Annotated in this window: 25 protein-coding genes and 2 tRNA genes; 20 read left to right on the top strand and 7 right to left on the bottom strand. The window is 60.2% G+C overall.

What is annotated here, in order from left to right; all coding sequences use genetic code 11:
* Positions 1–148: 148 nt before the first annotated feature.
* Genes FIV35_RS13880 through FIV35_RS13845 form a run of 8 tightly spaced genes read left to right on the top strand, consistent with a single transcriptional unit; the run spans position 149 to position 6,260 of the window.
* Complete coding sequence (locus FIV35_RS13880) at positions 149–1,351, top strand: PepSY-associated TM helix domain-containing protein (RefSeq protein WP_034137651.1); 1,203 nt, start codon at positions 149–151, stop codon at positions 1,349–1,351.
* Positions 1,348–1,887 (top strand): hypothetical protein, encoded by a 540-nt coding sequence (locus FIV35_RS13875; RefSeq protein ID WP_034096745.1) that lies wholly within the window; start codon positions 1,348–1,350, stop codon positions 1,885–1,887. The genes FIV35_RS13880 and FIV35_RS13875 overlap by 4 nt, the downstream gene beginning before the upstream one ends.
* Positions 1,884–2,204 (top strand): hypothetical protein, encoded by a 321-nt coding sequence (locus FIV35_RS13870; RefSeq protein ID WP_034137650.1) that lies wholly within the window; start codon positions 1,884–1,886, stop codon positions 2,202–2,204. Before FIV35_RS13875 ends, FIV35_RS13870 begins: the two co-directional genes overlap by 4 nt.
* Complete coding sequence (locus FIV35_RS13865) at positions 2,201–2,761, top strand: DUF6162 family protein (protein ID WP_034137649.1); 561 nt, start codon at positions 2,201–2,203, stop codon at positions 2,759–2,761. The genes FIV35_RS13870 and FIV35_RS13865 overlap by 4 nt, the downstream gene beginning before the upstream one ends.
* Positions 2,762–2,780: 19 nt before the next feature.
* Positions 2,781–3,701 carry a metal ABC transporter substrate-binding protein gene (locus FIV35_RS13860; RefSeq protein WP_034137648.1) on the top strand — a complete coding sequence of 307 codons (921 nt, stop codon included), beginning with the start codon at positions 2,781–2,783 and terminating at the stop codon, positions 3,699–3,701.
* On the top strand, positions 3,698–4,444 hold the full coding sequence (locus FIV35_RS13855; RefSeq protein WP_034096741.1) for a metal ABC transporter ATP-binding protein: 747 nt from the start codon (positions 3,698–3,700) through the stop codon (positions 4,442–4,444). Before FIV35_RS13860 ends, FIV35_RS13855 begins: the two co-directional genes overlap by 4 nt.
* Positions 4,441–5,340: a metal ABC transporter permease gene (locus FIV35_RS13850; protein WP_034137647.1), complete on the top strand. Its 900-nt coding sequence runs from the start codon at positions 4,441–4,443 to the stop codon at positions 5,338–5,340. The genes FIV35_RS13855 and FIV35_RS13850 overlap by 4 nt, the downstream gene beginning before the upstream one ends.
* Entirely contained in the window at positions 5,340–6,260 is a 921-nt protein-coding gene (locus tag FIV35_RS13845; protein ID WP_034137646.1) for a metal ABC transporter solute-binding protein, Zn/Mn family, read from the top strand. Before FIV35_RS13850 ends, FIV35_RS13845 begins: the two co-directional genes overlap by 1 nt.
* 42 nt (positions 6,261–6,302) lie before the next feature.
* On the opposite strand, the gene FIV35_RS13840 is transcribed toward FIV35_RS13845, so the two are convergent.
* A complete protein-coding gene (locus FIV35_RS13840; protein WP_034112756.1) occupies positions 6,303–7,016 on the bottom strand; it encodes a UTRA domain-containing protein in 714 nt (237 codons plus the stop codon).
* 350 nt (positions 7,017–7,366) lie between these two features.
* Here FIV35_RS13840 and FIV35_RS13835 point away from each other — a divergent pair, with 350 nt between their 5' ends.
* The 8 genes from FIV35_RS13835 to FIV35_RS13800 all read left to right on the top strand — a co-directional run bounded on the left by FIV35_RS13835 (position 7,367) and on the right by FIV35_RS13800 (position 16,977).
* Positions 7,367–8,443, top strand: coding sequence for an ABC transporter substrate-binding protein (locus FIV35_RS13835; protein ID WP_034137645.1), 1,077 nt, complete (start codon positions 7,367–7,369; stop codon positions 8,441–8,443).
* A gap of 127 nt (positions 8,444–8,570) precedes the next feature.
* Positions 8,571–9,377, top strand: a complete 807-nt coding sequence (locus FIV35_RS13830) for an alkaline phosphatase family protein (RefSeq protein ID WP_034137644.1) — start codon at positions 8,571–8,573, stop codon at positions 9,375–9,377.
* Positions 9,378–9,382: 5 nt separating this feature from the next.
* The gene (locus FIV35_RS13825) at positions 9,383–10,219 is read left to right on the top strand and encodes an ABC transporter permease (protein WP_162276720.1); all 837 of its coding nucleotides are present in this window, start codon (positions 9,383–9,385) and stop codon (positions 10,217–10,219) included.
* Positions 10,206–11,006: an ABC transporter permease gene (locus FIV35_RS13820; RefSeq protein WP_034137642.1), complete on the top strand. Its 801-nt coding sequence runs from the start codon at positions 10,206–10,208 to the stop codon at positions 11,004–11,006. The genes FIV35_RS13825 and FIV35_RS13820 overlap by 14 nt, the downstream gene beginning before the upstream one ends.
* Positions 11,003–11,992 carry an ABC transporter ATP-binding protein gene (locus tag FIV35_RS13815; protein WP_034137641.1) on the top strand — a complete coding sequence of 330 codons (990 nt, stop codon included), beginning with the start codon at positions 11,003–11,005 and terminating at the stop codon, positions 11,990–11,992. Before FIV35_RS13820 ends, FIV35_RS13815 begins: the two co-directional genes overlap by 4 nt.
* 28 nt (positions 11,993–12,020) lie before the next feature.
* Positions 12,021–12,674, top strand: coding sequence for an HAD family hydrolase (locus tag FIV35_RS13810; protein ID WP_034137640.1), 654 nt, complete (start codon positions 12,021–12,023; stop codon positions 12,672–12,674).
* 333 nt (positions 12,675–13,007) lie between these two features.
* The gene (locus tag FIV35_RS13805; protein ID WP_173603440.1) at positions 13,008–15,089 is read left to right on the top strand and encodes a carboxy terminal-processing peptidase; all 2,082 of its coding nucleotides are present in this window, start codon (positions 13,008–13,010) and stop codon (positions 15,087–15,089) included.
* A gap of 118 nt (positions 15,090–15,207) precedes the next feature.
* The gene (locus tag FIV35_RS13800; protein ID WP_034137638.1) at positions 15,208–16,977 is read left to right on the top strand and encodes a bifunctional diguanylate cyclase/phosphodiesterase; all 1,770 of its coding nucleotides are present in this window, start codon (positions 15,208–15,210) and stop codon (positions 16,975–16,977) included.
* Here FIV35_RS13800 and FIV35_RS13795 read toward each other — a convergent pair.
* The 4 genes from FIV35_RS13795 to bamJ all read right to left on the bottom strand — a co-directional run bounded on the left by FIV35_RS13795 (position 16,974) and on the right by bamJ (position 19,262).
* Complete coding sequence (locus FIV35_RS13795; RefSeq protein WP_034096729.1) at positions 16,974–17,345, bottom strand: hypothetical protein; 372 nt, start codon at positions 17,343–17,345, stop codon at positions 16,974–16,976. The two genes, FIV35_RS13800 and FIV35_RS13795, sit on opposite strands and share 4 nt — an antisense overlap.
* Positions 17,342–17,680, bottom strand: a complete 339-nt coding sequence (locus FIV35_RS13790; RefSeq protein ID WP_034137665.1) for a helix-turn-helix domain-containing protein — start codon at positions 17,678–17,680, stop codon at positions 17,342–17,344. The genes FIV35_RS13795 and FIV35_RS13790 overlap by 4 nt, the downstream gene beginning before the upstream one ends.
* Before the next feature lie 96 nt (positions 17,681–17,776).
* Positions 17,777–18,232 carry a YkvA family protein gene (locus FIV35_RS13785; protein ID WP_034137637.1) on the bottom strand — a complete coding sequence of 152 codons (456 nt, stop codon included), beginning with the start codon at positions 18,230–18,232 and terminating at the stop codon, positions 17,777–17,779.
* A gap of 298 nt (positions 18,233–18,530) precedes the next feature.
* Positions 18,531–19,262 carry a BamJ family beta-barrel-assembly machinery protein gene (gene bamJ, locus FIV35_RS13780; RefSeq protein WP_034137636.1) on the bottom strand — a complete coding sequence of 244 codons (732 nt, stop codon included), beginning with the start codon at positions 19,260–19,262 and terminating at the stop codon, positions 18,531–18,533.
* 247 nt (positions 19,263–19,509) lie between these two features.
* On the opposite strand from bamJ, the gene FIV35_RS13775 reads away from it, so the two are divergent.
* A complete protein-coding gene (locus tag FIV35_RS13775; protein WP_034137635.1) occupies positions 19,510–21,318 on the top strand; it encodes a di-heme-cytochrome C peroxidase in 1,809 nt (602 codons plus the stop codon).
* Positions 21,315–22,481 carry a catalase family protein gene (locus tag FIV35_RS13770; protein WP_034137634.1) on the top strand — a complete coding sequence of 389 codons (1,167 nt, stop codon included), beginning with the start codon at positions 21,315–21,317 and terminating at the stop codon, positions 22,479–22,481. Before FIV35_RS13775 ends, FIV35_RS13770 begins: the two co-directional genes overlap by 4 nt.
* A gap of 307 nt (positions 22,482–22,788) precedes the next feature.
* On the opposite strand, the gene FIV35_RS13765 is transcribed toward FIV35_RS13770, so the two are convergent.
* Both FIV35_RS13765 and FIV35_RS13760 read right to left on the bottom strand, forming a co-directional pair.
* Positions 22,789–22,865 (bottom strand) — tRNA-Asp (locus FIV35_RS13765).
* A 19-nt stretch (positions 22,866–22,884) separates the two neighbouring features.
* Positions 22,885–22,960, bottom strand: a tRNA-Val gene (locus FIV35_RS13760).
* A gap of 202 nt (positions 22,961–23,162) precedes the next feature.
* On the opposite strand from FIV35_RS13760, the gene FIV35_RS13755 reads away from it, so the two are divergent.
* On the top strand, positions 23,163–23,681 hold the full coding sequence (locus FIV35_RS13755; RefSeq protein WP_034137633.1) for a sigma-70 family RNA polymerase sigma factor: 519 nt from the start codon (positions 23,163–23,165) through the stop codon (positions 23,679–23,681).
* 6 nt (positions 23,682–23,687) lie between these two features.
* On the top strand, positions 23,688–24,671 hold the full coding sequence (locus FIV35_RS13750) for a FecR family protein (protein ID WP_034137632.1): 984 nt from the start codon (positions 23,688–23,690) through the stop codon (positions 24,669–24,671).

Here is a 24,671-nt window from a genome sequence, read left to right as displayed (position 1 = left end):
GAAAGCTTGAAACATTTTCTTTCATTTGTGCCTTAGGGATTTCTCATTCTCATCCGTCTTAACTTAGATACAGCCTGTCGCGTCAGCAAAAGCTACGACTGGCCTTTTCCGGGCCCGCATTGCCCCTCCGATCAAGACCCTCATTCACATGTCGAAGAAGTCACGCTCCAAACTCTGGTTTCTCGTACACAGCTGGCTGGCGTTGCCCATCTGGTTTTTTGTACTGATCGTCTGCGTCACCGGCACCCTGGCGGTGGTCAGCCAGGAAATCGTCTGGCTGGCCAACCCTGACATCCGCGCGAGCAAACCGTCCGACGATGCCGAACCGCTGAGCTTTGACCAGGTGATCGCCGCCATCAAGCGCGACGATCCGCACGTCATCGTGCGCTCCATCATTCGCCCCGATGAATCGCACTTCGCCTTGAGTGTGGGCCTGAGCTATCCCGACGGACGTTCGGTGGAGGCGTATGCCAATCCTTACACCGGCGCGATCCAGGGCATCAGCCCTGCTTTCGATTTCCAGCAATTCACCCGCGCGCTGCACGGCTGGTGGCTGGTGCCGTTTACCAACGGCTACAGTTGGGGTTGGTACCTGGTTTCATTGCTCGGCTTGCCGTTGCTGGCGTCACTGATCACCGGCCTGGTGGTGTACAAGCGCTTCTGGAAAGGTTTCCTGCGCCCGACCTTGCGTATCCGCCACGGTGCGCGGATCTTCTGGGGCGACTTCCACCGCCTGAGCGGAATCTGGTCGATCTGGTTCATTGCGGTTATTTCCATCACCGGCACCTGGTTCTTGATCCAAGCGTTCCTGGGGGACAACCAGATCTCCATTTCCAGCGAACCCATCGTGCCGGTAATCGCCCGAGAGAAAGTACCGACATCCGCCCCTGGCGTACCGGCACCGATGATTCCCTTGGACGATGCCATCAAGATCGCCACCCAGCGCATTCCAGGGCTGGAAGCCAGCTTCGTATTCCTGCCGCTCAACGCTTACAGCCATCTGCAGATCGGCGGCCGCGGCTGGTACCCGCTGATGTTCCAGACCGCGCAACTGAACCCTTATGACGGCGATATCGCCGTTTCGCACCTGTTGTCCGACCGCACTGCCCTGGAGTTCGTCACCGAATCCATGCGCCCGCTGCACACCGGAGACTTCGGTGGCCTGTGGATCAAGCTGATCTGGGCGTTCTTCGGTCTGGTGCTGAGCATGATGGTATTGAGTGGCCTGCTGATCTGGACCAAGCGCACCGCCCTGGCCACCGCCAATGCCCTCAAACGCAGCCACAAAGCGCCGCGCCAGGCCGCGTCCATCCCGGCCATGCAGGCTGAAACTCCGGAGGCCAACCGATGAGCAAAGTCGCTGCCGCTGCACCGCCGTCGCCGCTGCGGGCGTTCTGGCTGAAATGGCGTTTCCATATCAACATCCTCCTCGTGCTGGTGCCGTTGGGCTTTATGCCCAAGTACTTCGCCGACGCCGCACTGTTTCGCGGGGACACCGGTATCGGCGAACGGGTAGCCGGTGAAGTGCAGGTCGGCCCCTGGAGCCTGACCCTCGCCGAGTTCCGTAACGAGGGCCCGCGCCCCGACCCGGCGGGCCCGATGAAATTCTTCAATGCTGCCCTGTGTGACGTCTGCGCCGATCAGGTCAAGGCCACCTATCTGCGTATCGGCAAACCCCGCAGCCTGCGCGCCGCCGGCGTGATCTTCTTTGGCACGCCGTATCGCATGGGGGCCGGTCTGCCGGTGCCGGAGCGCACGCCGGTAGACGCCGAACTGTGGGTCACCATGGAAGGCTGGGACGGCACGATGCACCAGGGTTCCATCCCGCTGAGCCAGGCCTCCCCTGCCACCATTGCCTGGCTGAACAAGCAAGGAGTCAAACCATGAACTCGTTCCTGCGCACCTATATCGCGCTGCTGTGTGTGGGCTTCAGCGCCACCGCCGTGGCCCACAATCCCATGTGCGAATGCAAGGAAATACCCGGCGAGCAAATCCAGTGCAAGGGCGGATTCTCCGATGGCAGCGGTGCACCCGGCGTGACCCTGGACGTGATCGGCTACGACGAGACCATCCTTATCCCCGGCAAACTCGGCGGGGATTCGACCCTGACTTTCAAGAAACCCGACGCCGAGTTCTACGTGCTGTTCGATGCCGGCCCCGGCCATGTGGTGGAAATCGACCAAGCGGATATCCAACCTCAATGAGTACCACACAGGTTGTACGCCCCGCCGGTGCCGGCCACGAAACCCTCTACGTGCTGCTGCTATGCCTGATCATCCTGGCGGTCGCCGGCACGGTGGTGGCCCTGCACGGCGAGTCCCAGCAGGTCGCGACTCTGCCCAGCCATCAATTGGACGCGCGGCGCGACCTGAGCGCCGCCGAGCAAGGCATCTACGCCGACCTGCGCGTGACCCTGGATGAAATCCATCTGTTGCAACAAGAGCAGAGCGCCCTGCCGACGCCCGAGCAACTGGCCGAGGAAGGCTTCGCTCCATTTGCTCAGGATGCCAGCTCGGTCAGCCGTGGCGATCACCGCTGGCAGTTGCTGGCACCGGCGGCTTATCTGGGAGTGAGCCAGGCACCTGGCGTGAGCGGCTCATTGCTGATGCGCGTGCAAGGCAGCGAACCGGATATCTGGCTCAACCGCTCCAACGACATCGCCTCCCCTTCCGACCTCACTGACCAGGCGCTGATCGCAGCCGGCTGGCAACAGGTGGTCGCGCAATTCGATGCCGGCGTGACCCGCCAGCACCGTCACTGAACGAGAAGACCGATTACCCATGTCTATTTCATCTCCCCTGTTGCGCCTGCTGCTGGTTGGCCTGCTCAGCCTGATGCTCACCCCTTTCGCCAACGCCGAAGCGGCCAAGCGCCTGCGCATCGGCATCACGCTGCACCCTTATTACAGTTACGTGGCCAATATCGTCGGCGACAAGGCCGAGGTGGTGCCGCTGATTCCGGCCGGGTTCAACCCCCACGCCTACGAGCCGCGCGCCGAGGACATCAAGCGCATCGGCACGCTGGACGTGATCGTGCTCAATGGTGTCGGCCATGACGATTTCGCCGACCGCATGATCGCCACCAGCGAACGCCCGGACATCCCGGTGATCGAGGCCAACGCCAACGTGCCGTTGCTGGCCGCCACCGGCAACGCCGCGCGCGGCGCGGGCAAGGTGGTCAACCCACATACCTTCCTGTCGATCAGCGCGTCGATTGCCCAGGTCAACAACATCGCCCGCGAACTGGGCAAGCTCGACCCCGACAACGCCAAGACCTACACCCAGAACGCCCGCGCCTACGGCAAGCGCCTGCGCCAGATGCGCGCCGACGCCCTGGCCAAGCTCACCAGCGCACCCAACCCTGACCTGCGTGTCGCCACGGTGCACGCGGCCTACGACTACCTGCTGCGTGAGTTTGGCCTGGAAGTCACCGCAGTGGTCGAGCCAGCCCACGGTATCGAACCCAGCCCAAGCCAGTTGAAGAAAACCATCGATGAACTGCGCGCCTTGGATGTGAAGGTGATTTTCTCGGAGATGGATTTCCCGTCCACCTACGTCGATACCATCCAGCGCGAATCCGGGGTCAAGCTGTACCCGCTTTCGCATATTTCCTACGGTGAATACAGCGCAGAGAAGTATGAGGTGGAAATGACCGGCAACCTCAACACCGTGGTCCGTGCCATTCAGGAGTCGGGCGCATGACCGCCGCCGAACAGCTGAATGTCGCCAGCATCGGGCCGACCCTCGACTTCGACAAGGTGTCGCTGACCCTGGGCCGTACCGCGATCCTGGCCGAGGTGAGTTTTCAGGTCCAGCCGGGCAGCATCCACGCGCTGGTGGGACCAAACGGCGGCGGGAAAAGCTCGCTGATCAAGACCTTGCTGGGGCAGACACCGCACCAGGGCCGCTTGAGTCTGGCGTGGCCGTCCTCACCCGGCACCATCGGCTATGTCCCCCAGGCCTTGGAGTTCGACCGAGGTTTGCCGATGACCGTCGACGATTTCATGGCTGCAATGTGCCAGCGGCGCCCGGCGTTTCTTGGCCTGTCCCGGCATTACGCGGCAGCCATCGGCGAAGCGCTGGAGCGAGTGGGCATGCAGGATAAGCGCAAGCGCCGCATGGGGGCGTTATCCGGCGGCGAACGCCAGCGCGTGCTGCTGGCCCAGGGCCTGATCCCGGCCCCCCAATTGCTGGTGTTGGATGAACCGATGTCGGCCCTCGATGAGGCCGGTATCCAGGTGTTCGAACGCCTGCTCAACGACTGGCGCCTGGCTGGCATCACCGTCCTGTGGATCGAACACGACCTGGAAGCGGTTGGCCGCCTGGCCGATCGGGTAACTGGTCTGAACCGCCGCGTGCTGTTCGATGCCACGCCCAAAGAAGCGCTGACGCCCGACCGCCTGCTGACCCTGTTCTCTACTCACCCTCGGAGCACGGCGCCATGAGTTATGAAGCATTTCGCCTGATGGTCCAGGGCTGGGCTTCTTCGGGTTACCTGCCGGAAGCCTTGGCCTACGGCTTTGTAGTCAACGCATTGCTCGCGGGCCTGCTGATCGGCCCGGTACTGGGTGGACTGGGCACCCTGGTGGTAGTCAAACGCTTTGCGTTCTTCTCCGAAGCGGTCGGCCACGCCGCGCTGACCGGCGTAGCCGTGGGCATTTTGCTCGGCGAGCCCTACACCGGGCCGTACGGCAGCCTGTTCGGCTACTGCCTGTTGTTCGGCATCCTGCTCAACTACTTGCGCAACCGCACCGGGCTGGCGCCGGACACCTTGATCGGCGTGTTCCTGTCGGTTTCCCTGGCATTGGGCGCGAGCCTGCTGTTGATCCTGGCGGGCAAGATCAATGTGCACATCCTGGAGAACGTGTTGTTCGGTTCGGTGCTGACGGTTAACGGCAACGATCTGCTGGTGCTGGCGATTGTCGGTTCCCTGGTGATGGCCCTGGCATTGCCGCTGTACAACCGCATCATGCTCGCCAGCTTCAATCCCCAACTGGCGGCCGTGCGTGGCGTGGCAGTGAAGACTTTGGATTATCTGTTCGTGATCCTGGTGACACTGATCACCGTGGCGGCGGTCAAGGTCATCGGCGCGATCCTGGTGGGCGCGCTGCTGGTGATTCCGGCGGCGGCGGCGCGGCTGTTGAGCCAGTCGCTCAAAGGGTTTTTCTGGATCTCGGTGGTGATCGCCACCGTCAGCACCCTCTGCGGCATTCTGCTACCAATCATATTTGACCTGCCCATCCCCTCCGGCGCCGCGATCATCCTCGTCGCCGGTATCGCCTTCGCCTGCGCGGCCATCGCGCGCGGCGTCGTCCCCAGCCTGAAAGGGAACCTTGGATAATGCGCTTCGTTCTACACCCTCTGACTCTGGCCTTCGCCTGCCTGATCGCCACACCGCTGATGGCGACCGAATCGGTGAAACCGGCGGTGCATGCCGCCAAACCTGTGAAAGTGCTGGCCTCGCTACCCATCACCTATGGCCTGGCGGACGTGTTGCTCAAAGGCACCGACGTGCAGCTGGAACGTGCCGCGCCGGCCAACCTACCCGGCACGCGACAGGTCTCGTATTTCACGGGGCGTGGCGCATCGGCGCTCAGCACATTGGCCCAAGACGCCGACGCCGCCATCGGCCTGCGCTCGCTATGGCCGGATGACCCGCTGTACCCGGTGGCGCGACGCAGCAATATCCGTATCGTCGAAGTGGATGCCGCGCGTCCAGTGGACGGGGGGTTGCCGGGGATCGCCGTGCAACCCGGCGCCTCCGACGGTTTGAATAGCCAGCCCTGGCAATCGAGTAACAACCTGGGCCGCATGGCCGATGTAGTGGCCGCCGACCTGAGCCGTCTGGCGCCGGGGGCCAAAACGAAGATCGACGCCAATCTCGCCGCCCTCAAGCAACGCCTGCTTAAATTCAGCGCCGACAGCGAGGCACGCCTGGCCAAGGCGGACAACCTGAGCGTGGTCAGCCTGAGCGATCATTTCGCCTACCTGATCAGCAGCCTGAACCTGGAAGCGCTCAGCACGGACGCCCGCCCCGACGCCGAGTGGACGCCCGACGCGTTGCGCAAACTCACCGCTGACCTGAAGGACAATGACGTCGCCGTGGTGCTGCATCATCGTCAGCCGAGTGAGGCGGTAAAAGCCGCAGTGACAGCAGGTGGCGCGCAGCTTCTGGTACTCAACGTCGACGGAGCGGATCCGGTGACGGAGTTGGAAAACAATGTGGATCAGGTGATCAAAAGCCTTACGCCGCGCGGCTAAATGACAGCGGTCTTAAGGGGACTTGGATTGGCCGCTGTTCACTCAGACGACATCCACCCCCACGTGAATCGCGTCATGCCGCCAAAACTCCAGATCGCAGTCGATCAGGCGCTGGTGCTGGTCATAGTTGACCCGGGCAATGCGCAGGCCGGGGCTGCCCACCGAGACGCGCAACGCAGCGGCCGCCTCCACGGGCAGTGAGGTCGGGACGATCTCGAAACGCACCCGCCCGTAATGCACGTCGTACTTGCGTGCGTACAGCTCAGTCATCGACTGGGTCAAATCACACGCCAGGATTCCGGGAAAATACTGCGGGTTCAGGTAGTGCTCTACATACAACACCAAGCGCCCATCGATCCGCCGGCCCCGGCAAATCTGGATCACGCTGGACAACGCCGGCAACTGCAGCCAGGCGCACACCGCCGCCGAGGCCGGTTGCAAGCGTGCGCTGAGTACTTCGGTGGACGCCACCCGGCCCTGGTCACTGACCATCGCGTGAAAGTGGCTGCGCTGCATCAGGTTGTAGGCCAGTCGCGGCGGCGATACAAACCAGCCACGGCGTTCCTCGCGATAGATCTGCCCTTGAGCCTCCAGTTGTAACAAGGCTTCCCGCACGGTTATGCGAGTGGTACCAAACAACTCGCTGAGCTTGCGTTCGGCAGGCAATTTGTGGCCGGGGGGCAATAGACCGTGATCGATCTGCTCCTGCAGCGCCAGGCCGATGGAAGTCACCGCCTTGATTGCTTCATCACGCATCAACGTTACCTATCTGGACTAGACCAGCACCGTTCAGGTGCATAAAGCGCTCGATAAATGGGCCCTTGTTACTGCGTGTCAGCCTAGGCATTACAAATGACCGAGAGATGACAGCACCTGCCGCGGTGGCATACCACACTCTGCAATACATCGGCCAAGTCCAGTCAATGCGGGCCCTGGGGCATGGTCTACGCTAAGTTTGCGCTGACCGACATCAGCGCTTTAAAAACGACATCGACATGAAACTGTCATCCATCGAGCCTAGATTGGCTCAGGTATTGCTGACCTAGACCAAACCACCGCAATCGTTCGTAAAAACGCAGCGTTGTTAACGCCCATAGGAGCTTCGGATGAAACAGCTTTTCCTGGCATCACTGTTAGGCTCGACCATTGCCATGTGCACCGCCGCCATGGCTGCCGATACCGATCTAAAAACCCTGGAAGCCGCCGCGAAAGCGGAAGGCGCCGTCAACAGCGTCGGCATGCCCGATGACTGGGCCAACTGGAAAGGCACCTGGGACGATCTGGCCAAGACCTACGGCCTCAAGCACATCGACACCGACATGAGTTCCGCCCAGGAAATCGCCAAGTTCAAAGCCGAGAAGGACAACGCCAGCGCCGATATCGGCGACGTCGGCGCTGCCTTCGGCCCGATTGCGGTGAAGCAGGAAGTGACCCAGCCTTACAAACCGTCCACCTGGGCACAGGTGCCGGATTGGGCAAAAGACAAGGACGGCCACTGGGCGCTGGCGTACACCGGCACTATCGCGTTTATCGTCAACAAAAAGCTGCTGCACGGCTCTGAAGTCCCCCACAGCTGGGCCGACCTGCTAACCGGCAAGTATAAGGTTTCCGTGGGTGACGTCAGCACAGCGGCACAGGCGGCCAACGGCGTATTGGCAGCAGCCATCGCCAACAAAGGCGACGAGAAGAACATTGCCCCCGGCCTGCAGTTTTTCACCAAGATCGCCCAGCAAGGGCGCCTCTCACTGTCCAACCCGACCATCGCCACCATGGAAAAAGGCGAAGTCGAAGTGGGCATCGTCTGGGACTTCAACGGCCTGAGCTACAAAGCCAAAATGGCCAACCCGGATGACTACGTGGTGCTGATCCCATCGGACGGCTCGGTGAAATCCGGCTACACCACCATCATCAACAAATACGCCAAGCACCCGAACGCGGCCAAGCTGACCCGCGAGTACATCTTCAGCGATGCCGGCCAGCTCAACATGGCCCGTGGCAATGCGCGCCCGATCCGTGCCGAAACCGACCTGAAACTGCCGGCCGATATCGCCAAGAACCTGATCCCGGGCGAGCAGTACACCAAGGCCAACCCGCAGCCGATCAAGGATGCCGATGCCTGGGAAAAAACGTCCAAAAAGTTGCCTCAGCTGTGGAACGAGCAGGTCATCGTAGAGATGAAATAAGCCTGTCGCCCACATTGGAAATCCACTGGAGATCCAATATGAGAGGGGGCTAGCCCCCTCCCATACTTTTGACCTCGTTCCTCCTGAGGAATTGAGTCAAGTCTATTGCTGCGGAGCGCTCTCCCCCATGAAGCACAACGTCATCCTTGTCGTGCTCGACGGCCTGAACTTCGAGGTTGCAAGGCACGCCATGGGACATTTGCAAGCGTATGTCAGCGCAGGACGCGCAGCCCTCTACAAACTGGATTGTGAACTGCCCGCGCTGTCCCGCCCGTTGTACGAATGCATCCTCACCGGCGTACCGCCGATCCAGAGCGGTATCGTCCACAACAACGTCTCGCGCCTGTCCAACCAGCGCAGCCTGTTCCATTACGCCACCGACGCCGGCCTTAGTACCGCAGCGGCGGCTTATCACTGGGTCAGCGAGCTGTACAACCGCACGCCGTTCATGCCCGCGCGGGACCGTCATACCCACGACCCGGCGCTGGCGATCCAACACGGGCATTTCTACTGGAATGACCACTACCCGGACTCCCACCTGTTCGCCGATGCCGAAAGCTTGCGGCTCAAGCACACGCCGAACTTTCTGCTGGTGCACCCGATGAACATCGACGACGCCGGCCACAAACATGGCCTCGACACCGCGCAATATCGCAACAGCGCGCGCTCGGCCGACATCATCCTGGCCGACTACCTGCAAGGCTGGCTCGATGCCGGCTACCAGGTGCTGGTGACCGCCGACCACGGCATGAACAACGACCGCTCCCACAACGGCCTGCTGCCGGAAGAGCGCGAAGTACCACTGTTTGTGCTGGGCGATGCCTTCAGCCTGGATGCCGGCGCAGCGCCGAAACAAACCGAGCTGTGCGGCACTGTCTGCGAACTATTGGGCGTGCCCCACGACAAACCTGTCTGCCGGGAGTTGCTCAAGTGAATGCCATGACCCGCGGCAAATGGCTGGCCCTGCTGTGCCTGATGCCTTTTGCACTGTTCTTTATCGTGTTCGAAATCGCGCCGTTGGTATGGGTGCTGATCAACAGCCTGCAAACCGAAGAGTCCGGCTGGGGCGTGGACAACTTCACGCGGATCTTCAGTTCGAAGTTCTACCTGCAGGCCATCCAGTACAGCCTGGAGATCAGTTTCTACTCCAGCGTGTTCGGGATCATCATTTCCGTGCTGGGCAGCTACTCGTTGCGCCGGGTGGACTCGCCCCTGCGCAATTTCGTCACCGCCTTCGCCAACATGACCAGCAACTTCGCCGGCGTCCCCCTGGCCTTCGCCTTCATCATCCTGTTGGGGTTCAACGGCAGTATCACGATCATGCTCAAGCAGGCGGGCATCATCGAAGACTTCAACCTGTACTCGAAAACCGGGTTGATCATCCTCTATACCTATTTCCAGATTCCCCTCGGCGTGTTGCTGCTTTACCCGGCCTTCGATGCCTTGCGCGAGGACTGGCGTGAGTCGGCAGCGCTGCTGGGCGCCAGTGGCTGGCAGTTCTGGCGACACATTGGCCTGCCGGTGCTCACGCCCGCGCTGCTCGGCACCTTCGTGATCCTGCTGGCCAATGCCCTGGGCGCCTATGCCACGGTGTACGCATTGACCACCGGCAATTTCAACGTCTTGCCGATCCGCATCGCCGCGATGGTGTCCGGGGATATCTCCCTGGACCCGAACATGGCCAGCGCCCTCGCCGTGGTACTGGTGGCGTTGATGACCGTGATCACCGTGGTCCATCAATTGCTGCTCAAGAGGAGCTACCATGTCTCGCGCTGAAGCCGGCCCGGCCTCCCTCTACCATCGCGTGATGGTGTACCTGCTGTTTGCCATTCTGGTACTGCCGTTGGTGGGCACGTTTGTCTATTCGATTGCCAGCAGTTGGTCGGCGACCATTCTGCCGGCCGGATTTACCGTTAAATGGTATGTGCAGCTGTGGAGCGACCCGCGCTTTCTGATGGCCTTCGGCCAATCATTGGTAGTGTGCGTGGGCGCGCTGATCCTGTCGGTGGTGTTGATCCTGCCGCTGCTGTTCGTGGTGCATTACCACTTTCCCAAACTCGACGCGCTGATGAATATCCTGATCCTGCTGCCGTTTGCGGTGCCGCCGGTGGTGTCGTCGGTAGGCTTGCTGCAGCTTTACGGCTCCGGGCCGATGGCGATGGTGGGCACGCCGTGGATCCTGATCGGCTGCTACTTCACGGTCGCGCTGCCGTTTATGTATCGGGCGATCACCAACAACCTGCAGGCCATCAACCTGCGCGACCTGATGGACGCCTCGCAACTGCTCGGCGCCAGCACCTGGCAAGCCGCGATCCTGGTGGTGCTGCCCAACCTGCGCAAAGGCCTGATGGTGGCGCTGTTGCTGTCGTTCTCGTTCCTGTTCGGTGAATTCGTGTTCGCCAACATCCTGGTGGGCACCCGCTACGAAACCCTGCAGGTGTACCTCAACAATATGCGCAACAGCAGCGGCCACTTCACCAGTGCCGTGGTCATTTCCTACTTCTTCTTTGTGCTGGTACTGACCTGGGCCGCCACCTTCTTGAACAAGGACAAAAGCCAATGAGCTTCGTCAGCGTGCAACACCTGCAGAAAAGCTACGCCGGCACGCCGGTGTTCAGCGACATCAATTGCGAAATCGCCAAGGGCGAATTCGTCACCCTGCTCGGCCCGTCCGGTTGCGGCAAATCGACCCTGCTGCGCTGCATCGCCGGCCTGACCGCCGTGGACAGCGGGCAAATCCTGCTGGATGGCCAGGACATCGTTCCGCTGAGCCCACAGAAGCGCCACATCGGCATGGTGTTCCAGAGCTATGCGCTGTTCCCCAACATGACCGTCGAGCAAAACGTCGCGTTTGGCCTGCGCATGCAAAAGGTCAACGCCGCTGACAGCCACAAGCGCGTGCAGGAAGTACTGCAACTGGTGGAACTCAAAGACCTGGCCGGCCGGTATCCGCACCAGATGTCCGGCGGCCAGTGCCAGCGTGTCGCCCTGGCCCGCTCTCTGGTGACCCGCCCACGCCTGTTGCTGCTGGATGAACCGCTGTCGGCGCTTGATGCCCGGATTCGCAAGCACCTGCGCGAACAGATCCGCGAGATTCAGCGCGAGCTGGGGCTGACCACGATTTTCGTGACCCATGACCAGGAGGAAGCGCTGACCATGTCCGACCGCATCTTCCTGATGAACCAGGGCAAGATCGTGCAGAGCGGCGATGCGGAGACGCTCTATACGGCGCCGGTGGACGTATTCGCCGCCGGTTTTATCGGCAACTACAACCTGCTGGACGCCGACAAGGCTAGCCGCTTGCTGCAACGCCCGATCAGCGGCCGCATTGCGATTCGCCCGGAATCCATCGAACTGAGCCGCAGCGGCGAACTCGACGCACTGGTGCGCAGCCACAGTCTGCTGGGCAACGTGATCCGCTATCGTATCGAAGCCCGCGGCGTAGAGCTGGTGGTGGATGTGCTCAACCGCTCGGCGCAGGATCTGCACCCTGACGGCCAGCGCCTGGCACTTTCCATCGACCCCAGCGCGCTATGTGAAGTAGCCTGAGCAGTGATTTATTGAGAGAGCGTAACGGATGGCATTGGTAATTTTTGATTTGGACGACACCCTGATCCACGGCGACTGCGCCACCTTATGGAGCGAGCAGATGGGCCGTCTGGGCTGGGTCGACCCCGAGTCGTTCATGCGCAGGAACAACGAACTGATGGACGCCTACAGCCAGGGCAAACTGGCGATGGAAGACTTTATGGACTTCAGCCTGGAGCCGATGATCGGCCGCACGCCGGAGGAAATCGAGCACTTGGTGGAGCCGTGGGTCGAAGACGTGATCGAACCGCTGATCTACAGCGACGCCACCAAAACCATTGCCCGCCACCGAGCTCAGGGCGACCGGATTCTGGTGATCTCCGCGTCGGGCACGCATTTGGTCAAGCCGATTGCCGCGCGCATCGGTATCGATGAGGTGCTTGGCATCGAGCTGGATGTCAGCCATGGCGTTTACAGCGGCAAAACCGTAGGGGTCCTCACCTACCGTGAGGGTAAGATCACGCGCTTGCTGGATTGGTTGGCGCAGGAAGAGCAAACCTTGGACGGCGCGTACTTCTATTCGGATTCGCGCAATGATTTGCCCTTGCTGTTGAAGGTCGATCATCCCCAGGTGGTGAACCCCGACCCAGTGTTAAGGGCCCATGCCGAACAGGCGGGTTGGCCGATTCATCATTGGGATTGATGCGTGTGGAACGCGCGCCGATCGAAGTGCAAGCGTCACTGTCAGACAATGGCAAAAAGAGCCGCCCATGCTGTCATACATCGGCGCGATCAAGGTTCGAAGTCATCATTGAAATGCGAAACGAGCCTACATCGTATGTAGGACTCGAGACGCCAAGCACATCACATGATCTTCAACGCCTTGCAATGCTTTCACAGTGCCTCCATAGTGAGTCTGGACTGAGCCCGTAGCAGTAGCGTCGGGCTTTTTGCATTATGCGACCGGCCCACACGGAACCGGCGACTTCAAAGACGGCCTAATATGCGTTATCAATTGCCCCCGCGTCGAACCAGCATGAAGCATCTGTTCCCCAGCACCGCCCTCGCTCTTTTCATTGGTCTCGGCTTTGCGTCGATGTCGACCCATACGTTCGCAGCCAACAGCTGGGACAACCTTCAGCCGGATCGCGATGAGGTGATCGCCAGCCTAAACGTCGTCGAGTTGCTCAAGCGCCATCACTACAGCAAGCCGCCGCTGGACGACGCGCGCTCGGTGATCATCTACGACAGCTACCTCAAGCTGCTGGATCCGTCGCGCAGCTACTTCCTGGCCAGCGATATCGCTGAGTTCGACAAGTGGAAGACCCAGTTCGACGACTTCCTCAAGAGCGGCGACCTGCAACCCGGTTTCACCATCTACAAGCGCTACCTGGACCGCGTCAAAGCGCGTCTGGACTTCGCGCTGGCTGAACTGGACAAAGGCGTCGACAAACTTGACTTCACCCAGAAAGAAACTCTTCTGGTGGACCGCAAGGACGCCCCTTGGCTGACCAGCACCGCTGCCCTCGACGATCTGTGGCGCAAACGCGTCAAAGACGAAGTGCTGCGCCTGAAGATTGCCGGCAAAGAGCCCAAGGCCATCCAAGAGCTGTTGACCAAGCGTTACAAGAATCAGCTGGCGCGTCTGGACCAGACCCGCGCCGAAGATATCTTCCAGGCGTACATCAACACCTTCGCGATGTCCTACGACCCGCACACCAATTATCTGTCGCCAGATAACGCGGAAAATTTCGATATCAATATGAGTCTGTCGTTGGAAGGCATCGGTGCCGTCCTGCAAAGCGACAACGACCAAGTCAAGATCGTGCGTCTGGTGCCAGCAGGTCCGGCCGACAAGACCAAGCAGGTCGCACCGGCCGACAAGATCATCGGCGTGGCCCAGGCCGACAAAGAGATGGTCGATGTGGTCGGTTGGCGCTTGGACGAAGTGGTCAAGCTGATCCGTGGTCCGAAAGGCAGCGTGGTGCGCCTGGAAGTGATTCCACACACCAATGCCCCCAACGACCAGACCAGCAAGATTGTGTCGATCACCCGTGAAGCGGTGAAGCTCGAAGACCAGGCCGTGCAGAAGAAAGTCCTTAACCTCAAGCAGGATGGCAAGGATTACAAACTGGGCGTCATTGAGATCCCGGCTTTCTACCTGGACTTCAAAGCCTTCCGTGCTGGCGACCCGAACTACAAGAGCACCACCCGCGACGTTAAGAAAATCCTGACAGAATTGCAGAAGGAAAAAGTCGACGGCGTGGTCATCGACCTGCGCAACAACGGCGGCGGTTCCTTGCAAGAAGCCACCGAGCTGACAAGCCTGTTTATCGACAAAGGTCCGACCGTGTTGGTACGCAACGCCGACGGCCGTGTCGACGTGCTGGAAGACGAAAACCCGGGCGCGTTCTACAAAGGGCCGATGGCGTTGTTGGTCAACCGCCTCTCGGCGTCGGCTTCGGAGATTTTCGCCGGTGCCATGCAGGACTATCACCGCGCGTTGATCATCGGTGGCCAGACCTTCGGCAAAGGCACCGTGCAGACCATCCAGCCGCTCAACCATGGCGAGCTGAAGCTGACATTGGCCAAGTTCTACCGGGTGTCCGGGCAGAGCACCCAGCATCAGGGCGTGCTGCCGGATATCGATTTCCCATCGGTCATCGATACCAAGGAAATCGGCGAAAGCGCTCTACCGGAAGCCATGCCGTGGGACACCATCCGCCCGGCGATCAAACCGGCGTCCGATCCGTTCAAGCCGTTCCTGGCGCAGCTCAAGGCTGATCACGACACCCGCTCCGCCAAGGACGCCGAGTTCGTGTTTATCCGCGACAAGCTGGCCCTGGCCAAGAAGTTGATGGAAGAAAAAACCGTCAGCCTCAACGAAGCGGACCGCCGCGCTCAGCATACCGATATCGAAAACAAGCAACTTGTACTGGAAAACATCCGCCGTAAAGCCAAGGGTGAAGATCCGCTCAAAGAGCTGAAGAAAGAAGACGAGGACGCCTTGCCAACCGAGGCGGATAAAACCAAGCCTGAAGATGACGCTTACCTGGCCGAAACGGGCCGGATCCTGTTGGACTACCTCAAGATCAGCAAGCAGGTAGCCAAGCAGTAAATGATGGCGATTTAATGTGAACGCTCTCCGGAGTGTCATCAAATAGACATCATTCTGTCGTGAAATAAAGGACCCCAGGCATCATGCCTGGAGTCCTTTTTTTTCGATCGAGATCGCCATGACCATGACCGAACAGCTGAACGCATTGGGCTCAATCCTGGCTCAAGGCAGTTTGCACAGCCTGTTCCAGCCGATCCTCTGCTTATCCGAACGCCGTATTCTGGGCTACGAAGCGCTCAGCCGCGGCCCCTCCAACAGCCCCCTGCACTCCCCCGTCGCACTGTTCGCCGTGGCCAGCCAGGCTGGACGCCTGAGCGACCTGGAAATGGCATGTCGCGAAAGTGCCTGCCGACGCTTCAGCGAACAGCAACTGCCGGGCAAGCTGTTCCTCAACATCTCGCCGGAATCCTTGATGGAAACGGCGCACCAGCCGGGCCGCACCCTGCAATTGCTGCACGACTTCGGTATTCCGCCGAGCCAGGTGGTGATCGAACTCACCGAGCAAACCCCCACTGACGATTTCGATCTACTGCAGACCGCCCTGCACCACTATCGCAACATGGGTTTTTCCATTGCCCTGGATGATCTGGGCGCCGGGTACTCCAGCCTGCGCCTGTGGTCGGAACTGCGTCCCGACTACGTGAAAATCGATCGACACTTTATCGACGGCATCCACCAGGATGCGCTCAAGCGTGAGTTTGTCGGCTCGATCCTGCAAATCGCCAGGGCATCGCGCGCGCAAGTGATCGCCGAAGGTATCGAGTTGCCGGAAGAGCTGGCGGTATTGACGGAAATGGGCGTCGACCTGGTCCAGGGCTATCTGCTCTGTCGGCCACAGGAACAGCCACCGCAGGAAGCGCGGTTGATGCTGCCCAAACCTGAGAGCGCCAACGTGTCCCTCAACGAAGAAGGCAGCGACCTCAGTGCCCTGCTGAGCGAACAACCAGCGGTGGATCAAGACACCGCCACCGCCCAGGTCCTGGAGGCCTTTCGCCGCCAGGCCAATCTCAATTCACTGGCGGTGCTCGATGGCCGCGGCCATCCGGTGGGCATCGTGCACCGGCATTCGCTGTCCGACGCGCTGCTCAAGCCGTTCGCTACCGATCTGTTTGCGCGCAAGCCCATCAGCCGCCTGATGAGCAGCGACTTCCTGGCGGTGGAACTGAGCCAATCACTGCAACAGGTCAGCCGTCTGCTGACCAGCCGTGCACGGCAGCGGATCGAGGAAGATTTCATCATCACGCTCAATGGCGACTACCTGGGCCTGGGCCGAGTGATCGACGTGCTGAAGTTGATCACCGAGCTGAAAATCCAACAGGCGCGCTACGCCAATCCACTGACCTTGCTGCCGGGCAACGTGCCGATTCAGCAATGCCTCACGCGCCTGTTACAACAGCAACGGGAGTCGGTGATCTGTTACGTGGACATCGACAGCTTCAAGCCCTTCAACGATATCTATGGCTACGGACGGGGGGATGAGGTGTTGCTGTGCCTGGCACAGTGCCTGAACGACCGAGTTGACCCAAGCCGCGACTTCGTCGGGCATATCGGCGGCGATGATTTTTTGCTGGTGCTGGGGCCGCAGGATTGGCGCAAGCGGCTCAACCAGTTGCTGGATGATTTTCACACCCAATGCCGGCGCTTCTACCGCGCCGAACACCTGGATGCCGGCTGCTTCGTCGCATTGAACCGCCAGGGTGTGCGCCAGGAGTTTGCCCTGCTTTCGCTGTCGATCGGCGTTGTCCATCTACATCCACAGGCCTGTGAACAGCTCGACGCCAGCCAGTTGGCAGAGCTGGCGTCGCAGGCCAAGCATCATGCCAAGGACATGGAGGGCTATAGCGTCCATGTGATCAACAGCATGGACATGCTCTCGGCAGCGGTTTAAGCCTCGGCGGATTCCGGATACTCGTATTCGAACACCCGTACCACTTCGGAAGCATGCCAGGAGGCAGCGGCCACACCGTCGGACGGTCCGCTGAAACGTCCCAGACGCTCCACGCATTCAAAAAAACCAGTACGCGGCAGGCGACTGGCGCCCTGGCTGATCACCAAGGAGCTACGCAGCGGCTGATCGGCCTTGGCATCCAAGGCCGCCAGGTGCTCCAGGGCGGCGGCCAAGGTCTGCATGGCCGGTGAGGGAAACTGCAAACGCTCCAGCAGCGCCCGATACGTCAGTAGATGGCGCTGGCGGCGCGCCTGGTCCAGCTCGTTGAGCAACCCATCCCAGTGTTGACGGCTGATACGTAGGCTCAAGATTCATCCCTCCAACCTGCCACACCCAATTCCCAGGCCAGGCTGCGGCGGATCGCAGCATCCGGCTGACGCTCGCTACTCTCGATCAATCCAAGATACGAGGGGCTGATACCCACGGTGCGGGCCAGCACTTCAATAGCAAGGCCCTTGGCTTCACGTAGGCCGCGCAGGTCGGCGAGCGGACGCAGATCCTGATCGACCGTGCTCTGGGCAGGAGAGGAAACAACTGACGGAGGCTGTTGCTGACCGGCCGCTTTAAGCAGCGCCTGGTACTGCTCCCATGGCAACACCGCGTATTCGGGTGCGCCGTCGCGTGAAATTATCTGAATATCCATGACTGCCCCGTAGGATAACAACACTTACAACGTAAGCACTTTCCTTAGGAGTGTAATCCTAACAGCCATAGAGGTCGCAGGGGGATAGCGATGCCATCAGTTTTTTTGCGGGTTTTCCTGGGCGAGCAGCGCCGGTGTGGCAGGCAGGCGCTCGACTACGGCGAGCTTCTCCGGGCGCTGCGCCTCACGCCAAGCGCGGAAGGCGTTAAGTTCGCCGTCCAGCGTCTTCATGATCCATGCTAGTACGGCGATATCATCGAACATACCAAACATCGGGATAAAGTCCGGGATCGCGTCGACCGGGCTCAGGAAGTACATCAGCCCCGCCACGATCGAGATCAGTGCCTTGGGGCTGATGGCGCGGTATTCGCCGCGCCAGTAAGCCAGGCAAAGGGCCTGAAGCAGCTTGAGGTCATCTTTGAGTTTGCCCAGGCGGCCGCCTTGGCTGGAACCCTTGGCAGCGACGGCAAACAACAGGGTCGGCAAGCGCCCACGCCCTAGCAAGCGTGCCGCCATGGGCAGAAAGCGGGTGAAATTGAAGGGTGGTTTCATCGGTCACTCCAGTTCCAGTCGACACACAAGGTTATCCACACAAATTGTGGATAACCTTGTGAACAGAGCCTGTTTTGCGGCCTGAAAGCCACGGGTTACAAGGCTTGCAGTCAGATCGGGCGTTTTTTGCGCACCTCAAAAAAACCCAAGATTTCATTGACTTGGCGTTGCTGTGCGGTTACCCGTGCTCGAGTGTTATATCAGACTGTTACAGGTTGCGGACGTTCGTTTGGATGTACGCGAACCGCAGAAACAACAACGCCCCGTCGAGACGGGGCGTTGTGTGTTCAGGCGCCGATTACTTCTTGGCGGCCGGTGCGGCAGGAGCTTCAGCCTTGGCTGGGTCCTTGATGCCCAGCAGCTCCAGGTCAAATACCAGCACGGAGTTGGCTGGAATCGCCGGGCTCGGGCTCTGAGCGCCGTAGGCCAGGTCGGACGGTATATACAGCTCGACCTTTTCGCCAACGTGCATCAGTTGCAGGCCTTCGACCCAACCCGGAATCACGCCGCTGACCGGCAGGTCAATCGGGCTGCCGCGATCCACGGAGCTGTCAAAAGTGGTGCCGTTGGTGAGTTTACCGGTGTAATGCACGGTCACCACGTCGGTTGGCTTAGGCTGCGGGCCGTCGGCCTTCTTCACGATTTTGTACTGCAGGCCGGACGCAGTGGTGACGACGCCGTCTTTCTTGGCATTGTCTTCGAGGAATTTCTTGCCGGCGGCTGCCGACTCTTCGCTCATCTTGGCCATGCGTTCTTCAGCACGTTTTTGCAGTGCGGCGAACGCTTCAACCAGTTCGTCGTCTTTGAGCTTCTGCTCTTTCTTGCCGACGGCATCTTCGATGCCTTGGGCTACTGCTTTTGAATCCAGATCATCCATGCCTTCCTGGGCAAGGCTTTTGCCCATGTTCAGGCCGATGCCGTAGGAAGCTTTTTGCGCCGGGGTTTTCAGCTCTACGCTGGTCTGCGAATCACAACCCGCAAGTACCAGGCTAACCAGGGCCACCGCCGCCGCCAACCGATGCTGTTTCATGCTATTTCCTTGTTCATGCGCCAATAGGGCATTTGAATAAAGTCGCGAGCTTATCAGGCGGCCACGACCAATGGCTACCGGCATGTGAGCAGGAAACTTCCGATAAGTTCACGTGTTTAAAAGCATTTTCATTCATTATGAGGGCCCGCGACGGACTGCGGGACCGCCTTTATCCAGGCTCATGGCCACTTGCCGCACCTCTGGCGTAGTGGCATAACAACGCAACCCCTCGACAAGGATAGTTATCTTGCGCATTTTTTCCCGTATTTTGCTGCTGATCGGGCTCGTGCTGGGTCTGATTCTGGCTGTGGTGATCTATTACACCGCCAATCCCAAGCTGCCGGATCCTGTGCCGGTGAAGCAGGTGCATTACCAAGACCAATGGAGCGCCGCCGACCGCCAGACCTACTACTTCACGCCTCAGGGCACCCAGGTAAAAGGCCTGCATTACGATTGGTTCACTGCCCTGGAATTGCCGTTCTCCGAGCGACGTTTCGCCACACCAGAATACCTGGCGCGCTTCGGCTTTCTGGTCGACCCCAAGCAAGAGCCCACCGCACAAAACCCCGGCAACCTGCCGGTGGGGTTCGCCCGTCATAAAAATGCCGACAGCAAGGTTGAATACCTGGATATCACCTGCGCCGCGTGCCATACCGGCGAGTTGCATTTCCAAGGCCAGGCGCTGCGTATCGACGGCGGCTCAGCCCAACACGTTTTGCCATCTAGCGTACCCACCCTGCGCGGCGGCAGCTTCGGCCAGGCCCTCGTCGCCAGCCTGGCGGCAACCTATTACAACCCCTGGAAATTCGAGCGCTTCGCCCGTCAGGTGCTGGGGGATCGATATGAAACCGACCGCAGCCAACTGCGTCAGGACTTCAAACAGTCGCTGAATCAATTTCTCAAAGTAGCCTGGAACGATACCCACCGCGGCCTCTATCCCACCGAAGAGGGCCCCGGTCGCACCGACGCCTTTGGGCGCATCGCCAACGCCAGCTTTGGCGATGGGATTTCGCCGGACAACTACCGCGTCGCCAATGCCCCCGTGGACTACCCGCAGCTGTGGGACATCTGGACCTTCGACTGGGTGCAATGGAACGGCTCGGCGCAACAACCCATGGCACGCAACATCGGCGAAGCCCTGGGCGTCGGCGCGACCCTGACCTTCTTCGACAGCGCCGGTCAACCCCTGCAAGGCGAGGCGCGCTACCCTTCCAGCGTACGGGTGCGCGACCTCAACCTGATTGAAGAAACCCTGCAACGCCTCAAACCGCCCACCTGGCCGGAAGACCTGTTCGGCGCCATCGACAAGCCTCTGGCCGCCCAAGGTCGCGCGCTGTTCGCCGAAAACTGCGCAGGCTGCCACGTACCGAATGTGACCGAGGAAAATGGTCGGCCAGTGCAGCACTTGAAAATGCTGCCGGTTGAGTACATCGGCACCGACCCCGGTACCGCCAGCAACATTGCCGATCAACGTTACGACCTCAGCACCCTGCAATGGGACCCGGCCGAACTGGCCCGACTGAATGTCGAACTGCACCCCACCCCGACCGAACCGTTGGACCTGAAGAAAATGTCGGTGGCCAAGGGCCTGGCCTACGTCACCGCCTTCGTCGAAGACCACGCCTACCGCGCCGCCGGCGTGACTCCGGCCGAGCGCCCACGCCTGGATGGCTATGGCCTGCCGATCGGCGTGCGCGAGTTGCGTGCCTACAAGGCGCGCCCACTGGCCGGCGTGTGGGCCACGCCACCGTTCCTGCACAATGGTTCGGTGCCGACTATTTACCAACTGCTCTCGCCCCAGGATGAGCGCAGCACCACTTTTTATAAGGGCACCTTCGAGTACGATCCGCGCCATTTGGGCTTTGAGACCGCGGCGTTCAAGAATGCCTTCCTGTTCGACACCCGGGTGACGGGTAACCATAACAGCGGCCACGAATTCCGTGCCGGCCAACGAGGCAACGGCGTGATTGGCCGTGGCCTGCTGCCCCAGGAACGCTGGGCGCTGCTGGAATACCTCAAAGTACTGGGCGGCCCTTTGGAGCAACAACTGCCATGATGATTCGATCTCAATATGACCGCCCTTCCCTGTTTGCACGCCTCTGGTTGTGGGTTGGCCGCTTTCTTGGCAAGACGTTGCTCTGGCTGGTAACGCTGGGCCTGATTGGCTGGCTGGCGACCACGGCCTGGTATGCGTGGCAACATAGCGGCCCGGTGTCGGCGGATGAGCAAGTGCCGCCGGGTGAAGCAGCGATGACCCAAGGCATCATCCAGACGGCGGTGCGCATCGTCGATCAGCATCGCGAAGGCACGCGCTACCTGCGCGACGCCCACGCCAAAGCACATGGCTGCGTGAAGGCCGAAGTCAGTGTATTGAGCGATCTGGACCCTGCGCTGCGCCAGGGCGTGTTCGCCGAACCCGGTAAGACCTGGCAGGCCAGCATGCGGCTGTCAAACGGCAATGCCTACCCACAGTTCGACAGCATCCGCGACGCGCGGGGCATGGCGCTCAAGTTACTCGACGTACCGGGCAAACAACTGCTGGCGGATCAACAAAGCCGTACCGAACAAGACTTTGTGATGTTCAGCCATCCCAACTTTTTCGTCAGCGACGTCGCGGAGTACGCTCAGAACATCGGCGCCCAGGCGGACGGCAAGAAAGTGCTGGCGTTCTTTCCCAAGATCGACCCACGCACATGGCAAGTGCGCCATCTGTTTATCGCCCTGGCAACTCTGGCGCCGGCACCGGCCAGCCCGACGCAGACCACCTACTTTTCGGTATCGCCCTACAAGTTCGGCGCGGCCAATGCCAAATTCCGCGTAGCGCCCGCCCCACAGAACTGCCCGGAGTACGTGCTGCCCAAACAGAACCAGGACCTGCCGAACTTCTTGCGCAGTGCCTTGAGCCAGCAGCTGTCGACAGATCGTGTACCGGCGTGCTTCGTCTTGCAGATCCAGCGGCAGAATCCGCAGAAGTTCATGCCCATCGAAGACACCAGCATCGAGTGGAAAGAGAGCGACGCGCCCTATGAAACCGTAGCCACCGTCCGGATTCCCGCTCAGGACTTCGACACCCCGGCGCAAAACCTGGCGTGCGACAACCAATCGTTCAACCCCTGGTTTGGCGTCGCGGAGCACCGCCCCATCGGCGGTATCAACCGCCTGCGCAAGGCGGTGTATGAAGCAGTCAGCGACTACCGCCATAGCCGCAACGCACCGTAAAGAGTACGTAATAAAGGGCCCGACGCTGTAAGGATTGCGTCGGGTCTATTGAGGAGTTTTCGCCATGCACTTAGCGTGATTTCCTATCCCATCATTTAGGAAATCACTGTGGAAAGCTCAACCCTCGGCATGATCGTACTCACCCTTATCGCGGTTTTCGGCACGGCCTCGTTTTGCTTCGAGCACCTGGCTATCCGTCAGCCGCGCAAGGAAAAGCGGGCTAACCAAATCCCAGACACAAAAAAGCCCGCTCAATGAGCGGGCTTCTTGTGGTGACCTGGCGTTCAGTGGTCCAGGTTACCGAATATGGCGCAGCGGACGGGACTCGAACCCGCGACCCCCGGCGTGACAGGCCGGTATTCTAACCGACTGAACTACCGCTGCGCGTAACACTTGAAGCGAATGGTGGGTGATGACGGGATCGAACCGCCGACCCTCTGCTTGTAAGGCAGATGCTCTCCCAGCTGAGCTAATCACCCTTCACTTTCGGTGTGGGCGGCATCATACAGCAAAATTTCGCAATGTCTTGATTTAAATGCACTTTATTTAAAAATTTTTCTTATGACCGGAAAAGGCCCGTAAAAACAGGCTCCACTCCCCTTCAAACGCGAGTCTATTGCGTTTACCTGCTGCTTGGCCGCACAATTAAAAACCATTCTCAATAACGCCTGAGTCACGCCTATGTCTGTGGGTGAACCGCCATTCCAACGGGAAATTTCCCAGCTCTACAGCGAGCATCATGGCTGGCTGCTCACTTGGCTGCGACGCAAACTGCGCTGCCGGCATCATGCGGCCGACCTGGCCCAGGATACGTTTGCACGCATCCTGGACGCGCGCGAATCCGTGGCCGGCATTCGCGAACCCCGGGCTTATCTGAGCACCACTGCCCGGCGCCTGATCATTGACCAGACGCGGCGCCGACAGATTGAACAAGCCTACCTGCAGGAATTGGCCCTCACGGTGGACGCATTGGAGGGGTTTCAATCCCCGGAGCAGATCCACACCACCCTTGAAGCCCTTGAACAGATCGCGTTTATCCTGGAAGGCATGCACGAATACGCGCGTCAGGCATTCGTGCTGTATTACCTGGAAGAAATGACCCAGCAGCAAATCGCCCGCCAGCTCAAATTGTCGGAACGCACTGTACGCAAATATCTGATCCAGGCGCTCATGCACTGCGGCCATAGCATGGATACTTGATAAAGCATGTCGGATAGCCACCCAGAGATCGAAGAGCAAGCCGCCGAATGGCTCCTGCACCTGCATGAAGGCGAACTGAATGAGCCCCAGCGCCAGGCGTTCGAACGCTGGAAACAGCAAAGCCCGCATCACGCTGCGGCCGCCGCTCGAATGGAAGTAGTCATTGCCCGCATGCAGGCCCTGCGCGGCAAAAAAAACCTAGCCAAGGCGGCGCTGAACGCGGCTTTCGCGCAGCCTAGAAACCGCCGTAGCAAGAACGCCGTGCGCGCATTGGTATTGGCGTGCAGCCTGGCGATTCCAACAACCGCATTGCTTGTCAGCCCTTACCCCCAGCAATGGATGGCCGATGTACGCAACGGTCCGGGCCAATGGAAAACCCTGCAATTGGCAGATGGCTCGACGCTGGCCTTCAACGGCGTCAGCGCGGCGAACCTGCATTTCGATGGCAAGCAGCGCCGTATCGATTTGCTGCAAGGCGAAATCCTGGTGGAAGTGGCCCACGACAGCACGCGGCCGTTTGTCGTGCAGACACCTCAAGGCACATTGCGCGCGCGGGGCACACGGTTCGTGGTCAAGCGAGACGGTGATGTCACCGTGCTGAGCATGCTCGAATCCCGCGTAGCCGTACACAGTGCCGATGGCGAGCAGACGCTGGAGGTCGACGCAGGCTCGCAGGCCCTGATGCGCTCGAATGACGTCCGCCTGAGCGGCACGGTCGACCCGGCCAGCATCAACGAGGCGTGGCGCCGTCATCAATTGGTGGTCGAGAATCGGCCATTGCCCGAGGTGCTGGACGAAATCGCCCGGCATCGCGCCGGCCGTGTGCAATTCGATCGCCATGCGCTCCAAGGCATACGAGTGTCTGCCGTCATACCGCTGGATGACAGCGACCATGCCTTGCAACTGTTGGCGCAAACACTGCCGATACGGGCCCAGGCTTTCACCCCTTGGCTGATCGTCGTCACACCCGAAATGCCGCCCAATGAATAA

Origin of the sequence: Pseudomonas rhodesiae (genome assembly GCF_007858255.1) — a bacterium.
In the GTDB taxonomy this organism is placed as follows: Bacteria; Pseudomonadota; Gammaproteobacteria; order Pseudomonadales; family Pseudomonadaceae; genus Aquipseudomonas; species Aquipseudomonas rhodesiae.
Note: the sequence above shows the minus strand (reverse complement) of the source record. Positions and strands in the feature narration are given on the sequence as shown.

Coding starts and splice junctions, on each gene's coding strand:
- FIV35_RS13880 (WP_034137651.1), top strand. CDS start 149: ATGTCGAAGAAGTCACGCTCCAAACTCTGGTTTCTCGTACACAGCTGG.
- FIV35_RS13875 (WP_034096745.1), top strand. CDS start 1,348: ATGAGCAAAGTCGCTGCCGCTGCACCGCCGTCGCCGCTGCGGGCGTTC.
- FIV35_RS13870 (WP_034137650.1), top strand. CDS start 1,884: ATGAACTCGTTCCTGCGCACCTATATCGCGCTGCTGTGTGTGGGCTTC.
- FIV35_RS13865 (WP_034137649.1), top strand. CDS start 2,201: ATGAGTACCACACAGGTTGTACGCCCCGCCGGTGCCGGCCACGAAACC.
- FIV35_RS13860 (WP_034137648.1), top strand. CDS start 2,781: ATGTCTATTTCATCTCCCCTGTTGCGCCTGCTGCTGGTTGGCCTGCTC.
- FIV35_RS13855 (WP_034096741.1), top strand. CDS start 3,698: ATGACCGCCGCCGAACAGCTGAATGTCGCCAGCATCGGGCCGACCCTC.
- FIV35_RS13850 (WP_034137647.1), top strand. CDS start 4,441: ATGAGTTATGAAGCATTTCGCCTGATGGTCCAGGGCTGGGCTTCTTCG.
- FIV35_RS13845 (WP_034137646.1), top strand. CDS start 5,340: ATGCGCTTCGTTCTACACCCTCTGACTCTGGCCTTCGCCTGCCTGATC.
- FIV35_RS13840 (WP_034112756.1), bottom strand. CDS start 7,016: ATGCGTGATGAAGCAATCAAGGCGGTGACTTCCATCGGCCTGGCGCTG.
- FIV35_RS13835 (WP_034137645.1), top strand. CDS start 7,367: ATGAAACAGCTTTTCCTGGCATCACTGTTAGGCTCGACCATTGCCATG.
- FIV35_RS13830 (WP_034137644.1), top strand. CDS start 8,571: ATGAAGCACAACGTCATCCTTGTCGTGCTCGACGGCCTGAACTTCGAG.
- FIV35_RS13825 (WP_162276720.1), top strand. CDS start 9,383: ATGACCCGCGGCAAATGGCTGGCCCTGCTGTGCCTGATGCCTTTTGCA.
- FIV35_RS13820 (WP_034137642.1), top strand. CDS start 10,206: ATGTCTCGCGCTGAAGCCGGCCCGGCCTCCCTCTACCATCGCGTGATG.
- FIV35_RS13815 (WP_034137641.1), top strand. CDS start 11,003: ATGAGCTTCGTCAGCGTGCAACACCTGCAGAAAAGCTACGCCGGCACG.
- FIV35_RS13810 (WP_034137640.1), top strand. CDS start 12,021: ATGGCATTGGTAATTTTTGATTTGGACGACACCCTGATCCACGGCGAC.
- FIV35_RS13805 (WP_173603440.1), top strand. CDS start 13,008: ATGAAGCATCTGTTCCCCAGCACCGCCCTCGCTCTTTTCATTGGTCTC.
- FIV35_RS13800 (WP_034137638.1), top strand. CDS start 15,208: ATGACCATGACCGAACAGCTGAACGCATTGGGCTCAATCCTGGCTCAA.
- FIV35_RS13790 (WP_034137665.1), bottom strand. CDS start 17,680: ATGGATATTCAGATAATTTCACGCGACGGCGCACCCGAATACGCGGTG.
- FIV35_RS13785 (WP_034137637.1), bottom strand. CDS start 18,232: ATGAAACCACCCTTCAATTTCACCCGCTTTCTGCCCATGGCGGCACGC.
- bamJ (WP_034137636.1), bottom strand. CDS start 19,262: ATGAAACAGCATCGGTTGGCGGCGGCGGTGGCCCTGGTTAGCCTGGTA.
- FIV35_RS13770 (WP_034137634.1), top strand. CDS start 21,315: ATGATGATTCGATCTCAATATGACCGCCCTTCCCTGTTTGCACGCCTC.
- FIV35_RS13755 (WP_034137633.1), top strand. CDS start 23,163: ATGTCTGTGGGTGAACCGCCATTCCAACGGGAAATTTCCCAGCTCTAC.
- FIV35_RS13750 (WP_034137632.1), top strand. CDS start 23,688: ATGTCGGATAGCCACCCAGAGATCGAAGAGCAAGCCGCCGAATGGCTC.